Raw genomic sequence first — 14,718 nt, 5'->3', positions numbered from 1 at the left:
CCGGCGCCGGCTGAACGGGTCCAGCCCGGGCACGGTGAGCATCCTGGTGATGGCCGCGAGCAGGATCTGGTTCTCCGGAATGTCCACGGTGAACTCGTCGTGCCGCAGCTCCATGGGGATGACCCGCCCGTGCTGACGGCGCAGCTGGTCCGCCTCACGCAACCGTCCGCGCAGCACCAGGGCGGTGTCCTCTACCTCGCGGTAGCCTTGCAGCAACCCCTGCCGCAACGCCCGTTCGGTCAGCCGCCACAGCATGTGGGCAACGGCCGGAACCAGTTCCTCGTCGGTGGTCAGCTCGACCTCCTCGTCGCGCCAACCCTTCGGGTCGGCCGCGTAGCCGAGCAGGAACAGCAACCGGTTGATCGTCAGCTTCGGTCTGATCCACAGTTGCACGTCGCCGACCCGGGCGACGCCGACCTTGCCTTTCGGTGTGACGTCCCACATGCCCCGCACCAGCTTCGAGGGCGCCGCCGTAACCAGGTCCGACTGGGCCAGGAGCCGACCCTCCTCGTCCGTCAGCCGGTGCTGCGACGTTCGAAGCTCCTCCAGCTCGACGAGGGTCATGACTGGTTGTCGAGGCTCTTGCGCAGCGTGTCGAGCCGGTAGCGGTCCAGTATCTCCCGCGGGCTGCCGTAGTGGTGCTCCTCCAGCAGCGGCAGAATCGAGGTCTCCCACACCTCGGCCAGCGCGCCGGCGCTGCGGTAGATGTACTCGTGCATCAGGAAGGACGGACCGATGGCGAAGTCGCGCTCGTCGATGGCCCGGTTGAGCGCATCCAGCAGTTCGGCCGCGTCCTTGTGGTGCTCGACGATGCCCTCTTCGGTCTTCCGGCGCAGCCATTCACGGAGCAGACCGGCGGTCGGCGGCTGCGCCGGGTGCAGCTCCACGAACGCGAACCGCCGCCGCATGGCCGCGTCCAGCAGCGCGAGGGACCGGTCCGTGGTGTTCATGGTGCCGATGATGAACACGTTCTTCGGCATGGTGAAGGTGGTCTCGGTGGAGTACAGCAGGCTGATCGGATCGTCCCGGTACTCCAGCAGGAAGTACAGCTCGCCGAACACCTTCGCAAGGTTCGCCCGGTTGATCTCGTCAATGATCAGGATGTACGGGTCGGCGGGGTGCTCGCGGGCGTCGTCCACCAACACCCGGAACGGTCCCTTGTGGATATCGAAAACGAGCTGGCCGTCCTCCTGCTTCGGCCGGAAGCCCTCGAAGAAGTCCTCGTAGGTGTAGGACGGGTGGAACTGTACGAGCTTGACCGCGCTCGGCTGGTTGCCGGCCAGGTACTGGGCGAGCCTGCGGGCCAGGTAGGTCTTCCCCGTGCCGGGCGGGCCGTAGAAGATGAGCTGGCGCCGGTTCCACAGCAGGTCCGCCTGCCGCTGCAGCCACGCCTTGTCGATCATCACGTCGTTCGCCAGGTCGTCGTCGACCGGCAGGAACGTCAGCGTCCGCTCCGGCACCGGGGCGGGCTCCGCCACCTCGATCTCCAGCTCGCGCAGCAAGGTCTCGACGGCGGCGATGTTCTCGGTGATGTCGACGACGTCGGACTGGGTCTGCAGCGCGGCCGGCAGCGGGTCGGGCAGCTTGTTGAAGGGGACGGGCCGGCTGTCGTTCAACCAGTCCACCGCGCGGCGCAGGTTCGACCGCTTGTCCGACGAGTCGACATACTCGGCGTCCCCGGTGACGCGCCCGACATAGGCCTTGCCCTGGGTGGTGGTGAGCACCAGGTCGCCCGCCCGCATCCGGTTGAGGAACGCGTCGAACTCGGCCAGCTTCGCCTCCCGCGCGGAATACGATGCGTGCTGGTATCCATCGTCCACAAGGGACTTCAGCTCGGTCCTGGGCACCGGCGGGGTAACCACCGGCAACCGGGATGCGGCCAGCGACATGGATTCCTTGCGCAGCCACACCGGCACCAGATCCCGACCCTCCACCGAGGACCCCCGCACCAGCCACGCCCGCTTGACCGGCGCCTGGTCCAGCGGATCCACCTCGGCGAGACGCTCGCGCAGCACCGCGGCGGTCACCCGCTGTTGCTGGGATGCGCGGCCCGAGCTGTCGATATCGACGCCCTCGTTGGCGAGTCGCTCCATGATGTCGATGCCGCGGTAGTTGGCATGCAGCAACCCGGCCCGTGGAGCCTTGCCATCCGGAGTGAGCACGCGGTGTGCTCCAGTCGGCCCGGCCTGCGCCAGAAAGTGGGCGATCGTGTTGGGCTCGACCCCGGTCAGCTCCGCCAGATCGTTCTGTGAAGTCCAGAAGCCGGGCCCGATGAGGCTCAAGGCCCGGGCGATGGTCTGCTCGTCGCCACTCAGCCGTTGCAGCGCCTGCTTGCGCTGCCGAAGGGTCTCATTGAGCCGGCGGCGGACCTCGGCGTGCAGCGCGTCGCCGGGGAACGTGTCCAGTGCGGCCTCACCGGCCTCGGTCAGCGCCCAGCCGCCGACCTTGGTCATCCACCCGACCGTCACCGCATCGCCGGTGTGCCACCGAAGATGGTTGTCCCAGCGCGGAGGCCCGCCCTGGCTGACCGGCGCCAGCTCGTAAGGAGTGAGCTGCACCCTCTCGGCCACCTCGGCGAGAGCATCCCGGCCCGACATGGGCGTTCCGGCCTCGCGGAGTACCTCCATACAGGTGCGCAGCAGCAACCCCGCGCGAACCGCCTCCTCAGCCATGGGATGTCACCCCCGAATCGGGTCGGGCCGGGTGCCGCGGTCCGTGGCCGGGCGGCGGATCGAGCCGGGTCCGGTACGGCTCACCGGTCGCGATCGCCTTGGCCATATCGTCGAAGATGTCGAGAATCGCCGCCTTCGTCCGAGCGAACCGCTCCGGATCGTTGTTCCTGAACGCCCGAAACGTGTCCATGATGTAGTCCACGTCGTCATGCGGCACCCCGTACAGGTGGAAGTACGCGGCATCCAACTCCGCCCGCAACCAGAACCGCCGCTCCTCATCCCACCGAAACGGCGCCCCGGTGTCCCCATGATCCCGCGCGAACCCAGCCATGTCGTAGGTCGTGTAGGACAGCTCCAGAACCCGACCGGTGATCCAATTACTCAGCGAGAGCGGGTTGGCCCATGGGCACGGCTGCTCATAGTGCTGCGGTGGTAGAACGGCGAGCTGGGTCATGTAGCCGAAAGTGAGGTGGGTGCCGGCCATCTTCTGCCGCGCAACGTAGTCGAGGGCGAAGGAGCACAGATTTGCGTAGAGGCCTGCGACGCTATCGGCTCGCGAAAGCATGGTGGGATTGGTGTGACCGATCGCCGATCGGGGGATGGCGCTAGCGATGAGGGTTCGCACATCGGAGCTGCGGCAGATATCGCGCCAGCCGAGGAGCCAGTCCTTGCCCCAACCCTTGCGGGCAAGCCGGTCGTTCACCTCGGACTCGGCTACCCAGTAGCGGGGGAGGACGGTGTAGTTCGGATCATCCTTCTGATCAAGACTGAGCCGGGGAAGCGTGCCCATATTGGCCTGGGCTTCAGTCTGGTCCTTGTAGGTGCCGAGACGGTGGTCGAAGTGGTGGATCATCTTGGCCTCGTAGAGCGGAAGCATACGTTCATGCTGACCTTGCACAAAGTGGTTGCCGCGCAATACCCATCCATCGGATTCAAGCTCGTCTCGAGTGCGAAACCGATGCGAGTCGGTGTTCATCATGAACATTAGCTGGAACTGAATAGCCCACGGGTTGTGTTCTGGCTTCTCCTGCCACAGCACGGGGATACGCCGATAGATTGCGATCGTGATTTCTGCGTCGCGCCGATAGTTGAAGACCGGACATGTGCCAGAGTTGGGGTTGAGTAGCCCAATCTCCTCGGGTGTCAAGATGAAGCGCCGGTCGCTGATCTGAGCAGATTGACGGACGCGAAATGCCAGGTTGATCCGCTCTTGAGGATGCTGTATGCCGGTCGTGGTCAATAGGCAGAAACGAAACGAGTGATGGACCGACGGGAAAACGCGTTCCTCGTTTTCAAAATCATACAAGGAGGCAAGGGACCGCGAGCTGACCAGGTTGCTGAAGAAGTGCTTATTGAACGAGTCAGTGGCGATGCCAGTTGGAACAATCTGACCGCATCTGCCGACCGAAGCGAGGGCTGTTCTGGCGCTCTCTGCAAAGAGGGAATAAGTATTGAGCCGACCGTAAGAGGTGAGCGGGTAGCGACCAGATTCATGGACGAAGTGCTTAAAGCAATCGTTGCGCCGAGTCTCTTGTGAAAACTGGTTGAAGAGCGCTGGATCGGACAGCTCTAGATTGCTGATCATCTTATTGCGCTTGGACATGTTCTGTGCTTCGGCAATGTGCGGAGCCGAGACGGCAAAGAACTCGCGAGCGTCGACTTGTACCTGGTCCCAGGGCGGGTTGCCGAGGACGCAGGAGAAGCCGCCGCGCCAACCGGTGGCCGGGTCGACCTCGGGGCCGTCGCTCGGCACTTCGAAGATGTGGGGGAACTCGACGTGCCAGTGGAAGAAGCGGTAGTCGCGGGCGAGGGCTTCGACCGTCTCGGCGGTGTGGGCGCGATCCAGGGTGTCGGGCTCGGTGGCGATCCAGTCCAGGGTGGAGCCGATGATCGCGTGGAGGGCGGTGTCCTGGGTCTTGGGTTGGACGAAGGCGGCGCACCAGGCGTCGGCGACGTGCTTGGCGGCGAGGCGCTCGCCGTCGATGTCGCGGAGGCGGCGGCGCTGGACATACACGTCGGCGAGGGTGCGGGGGGTGGAGCGGAGCAGGTCGCGGGTGTGGGTGGCGATCTCGGTGTTGTCCGTGACGGGACCGTCGGAGGCGAACAAGTCGAACTCGCCCTTGCGCTGCTCGGCGTTGCGCTTGGCGATCAGGCGGGCGGCAGGTGGCTCGTCGCCGACGAGGGGTTTGAAGGCCTCCTGGGGGATGCCCTTGGCGATCAGGGCGGGGGTGGTGCCGAGCAGGGAGTTGCCGACGCGGATGTTGGCGTCCAGGAAGGGAAGCGGGCGGCCGGGTTCGACGGACTCCAGCCAGAGGGAGACCTTGGCCAGTTCGGCGGCGGTCTCGTTGATGTCGACGCCGTAGACGCAGCGGCTGACGACCTCGCGCATGGCCGTGCGTACCAGGGTGGGGGAGGGCTCCTCCTCGCCACTGCGAAGCTGGGCCACGCGGCGGGCGATGCGGCGGGCGGCGGCGACCAGGAAGTGGCCGGAGCCGCAGGCGGGGTCGCAGACGGTGACGTTGAGCAGGGCCTCGACGGCAGTGTCCACATCGGACACGTCGCGGACGGCGTCGTCGAGGACCGGGTCGAGGGCGCTGTCCAGCAGGGCCTCGGTCAGCGAGGACGGGGTGTAGTAGGAGCCGGTGGTCTTGCGCTCGTTGCCGGCGGCGGCGGTCAGGGTGAAGGACTTGTCCACGGGGTCGTAGGAGGGGTGCAGCTCCAGCAGCGACTCGTAGACGCTGCCCAGCTCCTCGGAATCCAGGTTGAGGAAGTCCACCTGCCGGCGCTGACCGGCAGCGTCCACAATGGCCAGTGAGCGGACGGCGGACAGCAACGCGTCGTTGGTCAGGCGCATGCCTTCCAGCGGCTCGTCCAGCTCGTCGGGGCGGCTCGGCTCGAGGAGAGTGCCGTCCACGTCGCGGGTGATCCGCTCGAAGATGCCGCCGATGCCGGGGATGCCCAGCTCGGGACGGCCCCGGTCGGAGCCGAGGCCGTCGAACACCAGGCGCACGGCCTCCCACAGGTCGTCGTGGTGGTCGGCGCCGCCGCGCCGGGCCCGGTCGCGCAGGCGGCGGGTGGAGAAGAACCGGTCGTAGCGTTTGCGGACGTCCGCGGGTGCCGCCGGGTCGAGCAGTACGTCGCGGTCCTCGGCGACGAACCAGAACAGCAGCCGGTACACCAGGCGCAGCACGGCCCGCTTGTAGTCGGCCGGGTCGAGCGAGCCAGTGGCCAGGCGGCGGTTGAGGTCGCCGTTGGTCGGGTGGCGCACGAAGCCGGTGCCCAGGGTGTTGATCGCGTGCTCCACGCCGCCGCGTAGCCGCTCCAGCGCGCGCTCGCCCTGCTGGATCGCGGTGGTGCGCCAGGTTTCCAGCCAGCACGACGCGGGGGAGTCGCCGGAGCGGATCTCGAACCGGGAGGCGTGCAGCAGCCGGTACAGCAGGAGGAAGTCGGGGAACAGGCCCTCGGAGAAGATCAGTTCGAGGTCGAGCTCCACGTAGGCGGAGCCGGCGAGGGCGCGGGAGTCGCGCAGCAGGCGGAGCTTCTGCCCGTTGGAGATCATCGCGTACAGGTGCTCGTCGGTGCGGTTGAGCAGCTCCTGGACCATCGACTGCGGGGCCGCGTCCGCGGCGCCGGCCACGCCGCGGGTGCGGTGGTCCAGGTCGGTGCCCCAGGGCAGCCAGTGCACCGGCACGTGCTGCCAGCGGTGGCTGACCTTGAAGGCCTTGCCGTCCACGGAAAGCCCGCCGGGCAGGGCCTCGAGCGGGCCGAAGCCGAGGCCGTCGGAGCCGTAGAGCGCGCGCAGCCAGTCGCGGGTGCGGGAGCGGTCCCGGCCCAGGGCCCGCCATTCCTTGCTCAGGTCTTCGAAGGCCCGCGAGGCCGCCTCGCGCACCGTGCGGCGGGCGCCGAGGCCGTAGTCGGCCGGTTCGCGGCCGGGCAGCGTGGCGTCGTCCATGATCCGGGCGAACAGGTCGGCGGGCAGCAGGCCGCCGGCGACGCGCAGCGACGGGAAGGGGGAGCGGGTCATCGCGCCACCTCCGGCAGGTACAGGTAGACGCCCAGCACGTCGACCGGGGTGTGCGCCTGGACGTCGAGCTTGCTGGCCCCGGACTGTCGGGTGGCGGTGCGCACCCGCAGGTGCGACTCGCGCAGCCCGTCAGCCACCTCGGCCGCGCGTGCGTCCAGCGCCGGCCGCAGCTGGGGCAGCCAGCCCCGCACCCGGTCGATGTCCTCGCGGGCCAGCTCGGCCGGCACGTTCCCGCTTGGGCGAGCGGCCAGCAGGGCGGCGACTTCGTCCGGGGGCAACCAGTCCGGCTCGGGTGGGCGGCCGCGGAACGCCAGCATCCCGGCCTCCTCGGCCACCATCGTGCGGGTGCCGTCCCGGCCGGGCAGCGTCACGTGCATCCGGAACCGCAGCAGCAGCAACGTGGTCCGCTTGCTCACCGCGTCGGTGCGCATCACGCCGCAGCGGCGGGCGGGGCGCGGGCCGGGAGTGCGCGGGTCCAGCGCGCTGTCCAGCACGTAGCGGGCGATGGCGGCGACCGCGGGGTCGGTGCGGTCCAGGTGCGCCTGCTTCGGCTGGATCGGCAGCTCGGCGCGGAACGGCAGCGGCTCGGGGTGGCCGGGCGGCAAGGCGTCCTGCAGGCCGAGCGGCAGCGTGGTGGTCACCGCGTCGAACCCTGCGCCCGCGTCGATGAGCGAGGCGCCCAGCGCGTCCAGCGACTCCCGCACGAAATGCTCGATCTGTGCGTCGGAACCCAGGCTGTCGCGGACTTCGGCCAGCTCGCGCGCCACCTCGTCGGGCTTGATGCCGGACTGGGCGAACTTGGTCAGCGCCGCGTTCTCCTTGGCCGCGTAGCTGTCCCACTCCTCGTGCAGCGCGGTCCGCTGCCGGGCCACGACGTCCTCCAGCCCGGCGAGCACCGGCTGCTCGGCCACCGGAGAGGCCACGAACAGCTCCTCGAGCACCGCCTCGACCACCGCGTTGGCCGAGTCCGGCACCGGCACGCTGATCCCGAGCTGCTTGCGGATCTCGTTGTGCTTGCGCAGCAGCACCCGCATCACGATCTCGTCGATCTGGTTGTCCGCGCCGATGATCGTGACCGCCCGGACCTCCCGCTTGGGCTGGCCGAACCGGTCCACCCGGCCCTCCCGCTGCTCGTGCCGCGTGGGGTTCCAGGCCAGGTCGTAGTGCACCACCGCCTGGAAGTGCTCCTGCAGGTTCACGCCCTCGGACAGGCAGTCGGTGGCTACCAGCACGTGCCGGCCGTCCGTGCCGGTCAGCTCGGAGATCGTGGCCTCCCGGTCGGGCGGGGTCAGCGCGCCGGTCACCGCGGCGACGCTCGCCGTACGGCCGAGCTTGGCGCGCAGGTGCTCGGCGACGTACTCGGCGGTGTCGATGAACCGGCAGAACACCACCGGGTCGTAGCCGTCGGCCAGCAGGGTCTGCACGGTCTCGTCGAGACAGTCCAGCTTCGCGTCCGGGGCCCCGGCCAGCTTGTCGGCGTCCCGGGCGAACCGCAGCAGCCGGTCCCGCTCGGGGTTGCGGCCCTCCGGGGCGTCATCGGCGCCGGGGACCACGTCCACCGACTCGGCGGCCTCGTCCTCGGCCAGATCCAGCACGGTCGCCCGGCCGATCCGGTCGGCCTCGTCGGCCGACGCCGCCGCGGCCGCGCGGGCCCGGGTGTGCAGCGTCGCGGCGGCGGCCCGGGGCGAAGACGCCAGCGCCCGCAGCAGGGCCAGCGCGGACCAGTACCGGACCCGCTGGCGCAGCGCGCCGCCGCTACCGTCGCGCACGGTCTCCTTGGCGTAGGACAGGACCGAGGCGAACAGCCGGCGGTAGTCCTCGGTCAGGTAGTACTTGCGCTCCTGGGTCTTGCGGTCGTCCGGGAACGGGGTGTCCTCGACGAACCGGCGAATGTGCGCGCGGCGCCGCTGCACCATGTGCCGGGCCAGGTGCTCCCGACCCTGCTTCGTGCTCAGGTCCACAGTGGACAGCGTGGGGTCGAGCAGCCCGATCAGGTTGCGGAACCCCTCGTCCTTGCCGCTGTGCGGGGTAGCGGTCACCAGCAGCAGGTGCCGGCGCCGGTCCTCGGCCAGCCGGCGGACGAGGTCGTAGCGCAGCGTCCGGCCGCCGGAGGACGTGCCGTCCGCCATGCAGGTGTGCGCCTCGTCCACGATCACCAGGTCCGGGCAGGACCGCACGAAGTCGTCGCGGTGCCTGGTTGCCTTGATGAAGTCGGTGGACACGACCGTGTGCGGGTACAGGTCGAAAATGGACTGGTCGTCCAGCCGGTTGCGCTCCAGCCGCTTCACCGTGCCAGGCAGCACCAGCTCGGCGTCGATACGGAACTTGCTGGCCAGCTCCGCCTGCCACTGCTCGGCCAGCGCCGGGGCGCACAGCACGGTCAGCCCGCGCGCGCTGCCCTGGGCAAGCAGCTCCACCGCGATCAGCGCGGCCTCGACCGTCTTGCCGATGCCCACGTCGTCGGCGATCAGCATGCGTACTGTTTCCTGCCGCAGCGCCATCAGCAGCGGCACGAGCTGGTACGGGCGCGGCTCGACGGCGATGCCGGCCATCGACCGGAACGGGCCGGCGGTGGACCGGAATCCCACCTGCAGGGCGGTGCGCAGCAGGCCGGCGCTGACCGCGTTGCCGGCGTCGTCCGGGTCCGGGTCGGGGAAGGTCGCCTGGCTGACGCGCTCGATCCCGGTGAGGATGCCGGCGATCTCGTCGTCGCGCCCGCCGAGCGGCCGGACCACCAGCAGGTCGTCCGTGGAGTCCGGCAGCACCACCCAGTCCCGCCCGCGTGCCTCCACCAGCGACCCGACGGCGTAGCTCACTGTTCTCCCCTCCGGCTCGTGCCGAACACGCTCGGATACTTTCCGACGATCTCCGGGTAGGTCGCCCCGAACGGCACCCGTATTACGAACCACCCCGCGTCCCGCAGGCCGTCCTCGGCCAGGCCGTCCCGGCCGGCCGCCTCGCCGTCGTCCGGGCCGTCGACGAACACGGCCACCGGCCCGGTCGGCGGGCGGTAGACCAGGTCGACCACCGCGTCGTACTCGGGGAGGGCCACCCCTACCTCGTCCGGGCAGCGGTACTCCATCTCGCGCAGCCAACTCACGAACTCCAGCCGGGCCCGGTGCGCGTTGACCGCATCCTGCACCGACTCCCACGCTCCGGTCAGGTCACGGCCGCCCTGTTTCGTGGTTGCGGCGTTGGCGCACGCCACCAGCAGGTCCCGGGCCAGGTGCCGGTTGATCAGCAGGTGCTTGCCCTGGTTGGCGTAGGAGAGCAGGCAGTCGTAGCAGGCCCGGGCGCAGCGTTCCCCGCTCTGGTCGACCTCCCCGCCGGTGTCCGTGCCGTCCGGGGTGAAATGGCAGATCTCCAGGGCGCGCCGGACCGCCCGGCGCAGGGCGTCTTTCTCCTCCACCAGGCGGCGCAGCACCCCGGCGCCGCCCTCCGCGCTCTCGACGAACAGCGCGCGCCCCCGGTCGTCCGGGTCGGGCAGCAGCTCGCTGGCCAGCTCGCTGTCCTCAAGCTGGAACTCCGCCTCGATGCCGCGCTCCAGCGCGTACATGAACGACAGCGCCGCCTCCGGGGACACCCGCGCCGAGCTGAGCCGGACCACCAGAATATTGCGGCTGTCCTCGACGAACGGGACGACCTTCTGCTTGTGGCGCTCGCCGGTCGCGTCGTCCAGCTCGTCCGGGTCCTCGTCGCCGCCCGTCAGGGCCTCGCGCTCGGACAGCCACCGCCCGGTGCGCAGGTCGATCCAGTAGCCAACGTTGCCGTACGGGTTGCGGCGACGGCGCAGCCCGAGGTTGGTGACCCGGACCGTCGCGGTGTCGCCGTAGTGCAGGTCGACAACGGGTCCTGCGCCGGACGCGGCCACCGCGTCCACCCGCCCGGGTCGGGCACCGTGCTCGTTGAACCGGTAGGAGGTGATCAGCTCGAAGCCGGTGCGGCGGCGCTCCTCCTCGTCGGAGGAGATCCGGTCCCGCCGCCGGGCGATCACCGTCTGCAGCCGCACCAGGCGGCGGTCGGTGTGTCCCAGCGGAGTTCCGCACGAGTCGCACACGTCGGCGCCGACCTCGGTGCCGTGCTGGTAGCCGCAGGCGCCGCAGCGGCGGGCCGACATGGTCGCGAGCCCACCCTCGCCGTCCGTCCCCGGCGTGAGCTGTACCTGATGAACCTGGTACCGGACGCCTTCGTGGTAGACAAGCGCGCCCGGCCCGAACTCGCTGATCGCGATGAACCGGGGCCGCTGGATGAACTCGGCGTCGCCGGCCACCCCGCGCCGGCCGGGCACGTAGGCCCGCAGCGGCAGTCGCGGGAACGAGTAGCCGGGCAGAAAGCCTTCGGCCGCAAGGTACCGGTAGGAGTAGAAGTCGGTCTGGTAGTCCTCGGTGTCGTCGAGTCTCAAGAGCCGGAGCTGGTTCTCCGCCTGGTGGCGCAGCCTGGTCGCCTCCCTGCGGGCGTCGGGGGAGCTCGCGTGGTCGAGGATGATCCGATTCTGCCTGTCCTGCTCCCGCACGGCGGCGCGGAACAGGTCCCGCCACCGGTCCAGCGCGCGGTCGAACTCCCTCGGCGCGGCCGCGGTGACCCGGTCGATCCAGTCGCCATGCCACCACGAGGTGCCCTTCAGCCGATCGTCCAATCCGGACAGAACTCGGCGGGCGCGCCGGGCGGCACGTTCCCGCACGCCGGGCGACTCGATCTTCTTGCGCACGTCCGCGGCGATGGGAAAGCCGTCCGTACCGGTGTCGACCACCTTGGCCAGCGACCGGTTGAGCTCGGCTCCGGTCTCGGCCAGCCAGATGGCGTGCACGTGCGAGCGGAGCAGGTCCTCGTTGGTCAGGTCGAGCCGCGGCGGGACGACCGAGCCACCGACCATCCGGTCCCGGTGGCGGAAGTAGTAGTGGTCGTGGGCGTTGCCGGTGGCGCAGTAGGTGACCACCAGGGCGGGCTGGCCGGACCGCCCGGCGCGGCCGGCCCGCTGCGCGTAGTTGGCCGGCGTGGGCGGCACGTTGCGCAACCCGACCGCGTTGAGGCTGGCGATGTCGATGCCCAGCTCCATGGTGGGGGAGCAGAACAGCACCGGCAGGTCGCCCGTGCGGAACCGGTCCTCCCGGTCGATGCGCAGCTCGTTGGACACCTGCGCGGTGTGCTCGCGGGCGTGCAGGCCGGACAGGGTGGCCGCGACGTCGGCGTACAGCCGGCGGAAGAACGGGTTCACCCGCGGCCCGTGCTCGGAGGCCACCTGCCTGCGCACCGGGTCGTCCGCGCCGGACCTGCCGTCGCCCGCCCGCCAGATGATCGCCGAAGCCTTGAGCTGGTAACCGGGCGCACCGTCCGCCTCGTCGGTGCGGCTGACCGCGAGCAGGTCGCACTCGCCGAGCACGGCGAGCAGGTCGGCGATGATCGCCTGCGCGTCATCCCTGGTCAGCCGGGCCGGCAGGGCGGGGAACTGGGCGAGCAGCCACCGGCCGAAGGCACCGTAGCCGCTCAGGTATAGGTGGTCGCGCCGGGTCCCCTTCCCGCCGGTGCGGGCGAACGCCTTGCCGGGCCGTGGCTCCGGCTCCCGCTCGGGCAGCGCCCACGGCTCCTCCAGATGCTGGTCGCTGAGCTTCTTCAGCTGCTCGAAACCGATCGGCTGGAAGCAGTCCACCTCGATGGCCGGCACCCGGCGTAGCTCGTCGAGCAGGATGCGCATCAGCTCCCGGCGGTGTCCGGCGTCGTCGTCGCGGAGGGCGAAGTGCCGGTCGGCCCACAGCGTCTGCTCGGTCGCGATCTCGGTCAGGTCGGCGTAGTCGATCCGAAGCAGGCCGGTCTGTTCCAGGTTCGGCATGGTGATCCGCCAGCCCCGTTCCAGGTCCTGGTAGAGGCGATACCCGACCACCCGGCGCAGGGCGGCCCACGCCTTGCCCTGCCGGAACGACGGGAGGTCCTTCGCCCGCGAGAAGTCCGCAATGGACAGTCCAAGTGCGTCGGTGACCCGCTGCTCGACCACCTCGTGGGTGAGCCCGTCCGGCGCGTCGCGGACCGCCCGGTAGAGCGCGCCGCGGAGCTGCGTGACCTGGATGAAGTCGTTGAAGTGGCCGGCCTGCAGGCTGGCGTCCTGCCGGTTGTCGGCGAACGCGAGCAGCTTGCGCGCCGGCTCGGGCAGGTCAACCTGTTCGCGCAGGCTGCGCACGACGCTGGCGGCGATCACCGAGGTCGCCGAGCTGCGGCCCTCGATGGCCAGCGAGGCCAGCTTGCCGAAGTCGCTGCTGCGCAGCTGCTCGTAGGAGACCCGGCAGCGCAGGCAGAACGCGAACTGACCCTCGACGAAGGCGAATCGGTTGCCCCGGTCCGGCTCGACCTCGCGGCCGGTCACGTCCAGGAAAACCGTCTCCGGCAGGCGTTTCACGCGCCTCGGCGCGATCGTCACGCCGCCGTGGTGGTCGCTTGCGACCAACCAGGACTCGGGCAGGCGCTGCTCGCTGACCGCGATCTCGGCGCTGTCCGGCCACGGCAGGGCGGTGCTGGTGTACAGGTAGCCGGGGACCCCGCCCTCGGCCTCTCCGCCCGCTCGCGGCACGAACCGGTTTTCGTCACCATCCTCGATCCGCTGCACGACCAGGTACTCCTGGCCGCACTCCCGGCAGAACGCCGCCGGCAGCAGCAGCCGCTCCGGCTGATCGGAGTCCGGGACGACGGTCTGGTACCGGCTCGTGATGTACCGGCGCCCCGGCGGCTCGAGGCTCAGGTAGACGTTGTCACCTTTGGACAGGAACTGGTGCAACCGGAAGGCGAAGGCCGGGCGGCGGGTCCGCGGGTCGACGATGCTCGCGCCGAGCTGGAGCGCGGACGTGATCGCCGCGGTGCATTCCTCCTCCGGCCGGCCGGTCAGCTCGGCCAGGGCCGCCGTCGCCGCCGTCACGGTCGACGGCACCGCGGGACGGCTCGGACGGCCGCCGACCGTGGTCACCCCGAACCGGTTCTCCACCCAGGCGGCCAGCGGGTCGGCGATGAAGCCCGCGTAGTCGCTGGCTTGCGGCCCGCCGGGAATCCGCCGGCGGATCCCGTCGACGTCGCCCGGGTCGCCCGTGGTCGCCCGCCGCAGCGTCTCGCCGATCACGTTCGCCGCCGACACCGGCGCGCCGAACAGGTCGGTGGCGACCTCCGCAACCTTCTCCCGGCGCTCCCGCTCCGAGCCCTCCGTCGTCATCGTGGCCGACGTCCCCACGCACTGCAGATCGGTGGCCGCGCAGGCGTCACGCAGCCGGCGGACGAGCATCCCGACGTCCGCGCCGGACCGGCCCCGGTAGGTGTGCAGCTCGTCCAGGACCAGGAACCGCAGGTCCTCGGCCACGGTGATCAGGTGCTTCCGCTCGTCCGGGCGGGTCAGCACCAGCTCGAGCATCACGTAGTTGGTGAGCAGGATGTCCGGTGGATTGTCGAGGATCGCGGCCCGCTCCGGTTCCCGGTCCTGGCCGGTGTAGCGCCGAAAAGTGACCAGTTCCTCGCCTTCGGCGAAACCGTGCACGAGAAACTTCTGCAGCTCGTTGCGCTGGCTGTTGGCCAGCGCGTTCATGGGATAAACGATGATGGCCTTTACGCCGGGGCGATACGTTCCGGACGAGCGCGCTCGCAGCACGCTGTCGACAATGGGGATGATGTAGCTCAGACTCTTGCCTGAGCCGGTACCCGTGGTGAGGACGTAGCTCGCGCCGCCCCGGGCGACTTCGATCGCCTGCCGCTGGTGCTGATGCAGGTCGAGCGGGTGCCCGGCCGCCGCCGGGGAGTCCTTGCCGACCCGGAATATCCGTTCGCAGTCGGAATGGAGCACGCCGGTGGTGACCAGATCACCGACCGATCCTCCGGACGCGAAGCTCGGGTTCAGCGACAGATAGGGATCCGGCCACTGGTGTCCTTCCGCCAGCCGCCGCTGGACGTGTGCCCGGATATCGGGGTCGAGTATTTCGGTGAACCCCGACGTGAACGCCTCGTAATCGGCAATCAGATGTTCGTGTACGGCGAAGACGTCCATCGGTGTCGGAT

Annotated in this window: 5 protein-coding genes; all 5 read right to left on the bottom strand. The window is 69.8% G+C overall.

Annotation, left to right across the window (positions count from 1 at the left end; translation table 11 throughout):
• On the bottom strand, window positions 1-564 hold a 564-nt coding region (locus VGX25_RS12370; protein WP_414635780.1), incomplete at its 3' end, for a 5-methylcytosine restriction system specificity protein McrC.
• Window positions 561-2,672, bottom strand: a complete 2,112-nt coding sequence (locus VGX25_RS12365) for an AAA family ATPase (protein ID WP_326917812.1) — start codon at window positions 2,670-2,672, stop codon at window positions 561-563. The genes VGX25_RS12370 and VGX25_RS12365, both read right to left, overlap by 4 nt.
• Entirely contained in the window at window positions 2,665-6,696 is a 4,032-nt protein-coding gene (locus VGX25_RS12360; protein ID WP_326917811.1) for an Eco57I restriction-modification methylase domain-containing protein, read from the bottom strand. Before VGX25_RS12360 ends, VGX25_RS12365 begins: the two co-directional genes overlap by 8 nt.
• On the bottom strand, window positions 6,693-9,512 hold the full coding sequence (locus tag VGX25_RS12355) for a helicase-related protein (protein ID WP_326917810.1): 2,820 nt from the start codon (window positions 9,510-9,512) through the stop codon (window positions 6,693-6,695). The genes VGX25_RS12360 and VGX25_RS12355 overlap by 4 nt, the downstream gene beginning before the upstream one ends.
• The gene (locus VGX25_RS12350) at window positions 9,509-14,707 is read right to left on the bottom strand and encodes a DEAD/DEAH box helicase (protein ID WP_326917808.1); all 5,199 of its coding nucleotides are present in this window, start codon (window positions 14,705-14,707) and stop codon (window positions 9,509-9,511) included. Before VGX25_RS12350 ends, VGX25_RS12355 begins: the two co-directional genes overlap by 4 nt.
• Between the last annotated feature and the right edge of the window lie 11 nt (window positions 14,708-14,718).

It is taken from the genome of Actinophytocola sp. (assembly GCF_035942955.1).
In the GTDB taxonomy this organism is placed as follows: Bacteria; Actinomycetota; Actinomycetes; order Mycobacteriales; family Pseudonocardiaceae; genus DASYTH01.
This window is presented reverse-complemented; position numbering and strand designations above follow the sequence as displayed.

Bases quoted from the DNA above. Each gene is read 5' to 3' on its own strand.
- VGX25_RS12365 (WP_326917812.1), bottom strand. From the start codon at position 2,672: ATGGCTGAGGAGGCGGTTCGCGCGGGGTTGCTGCTGCGCACCTGTATG.
- VGX25_RS12360 (WP_326917811.1), bottom strand. From the start codon at position 6,696: ATGACCCGCTCCCCCTTCCCGTCGCTGCGCGTCGCCGGCGGCCTGCTG.
- VGX25_RS12350 (WP_326917808.1), bottom strand. From the start codon at position 14,707: ATGGACGTCTTCGCCGTACACGAACATCTGATTGCCGATTACGAGGCG.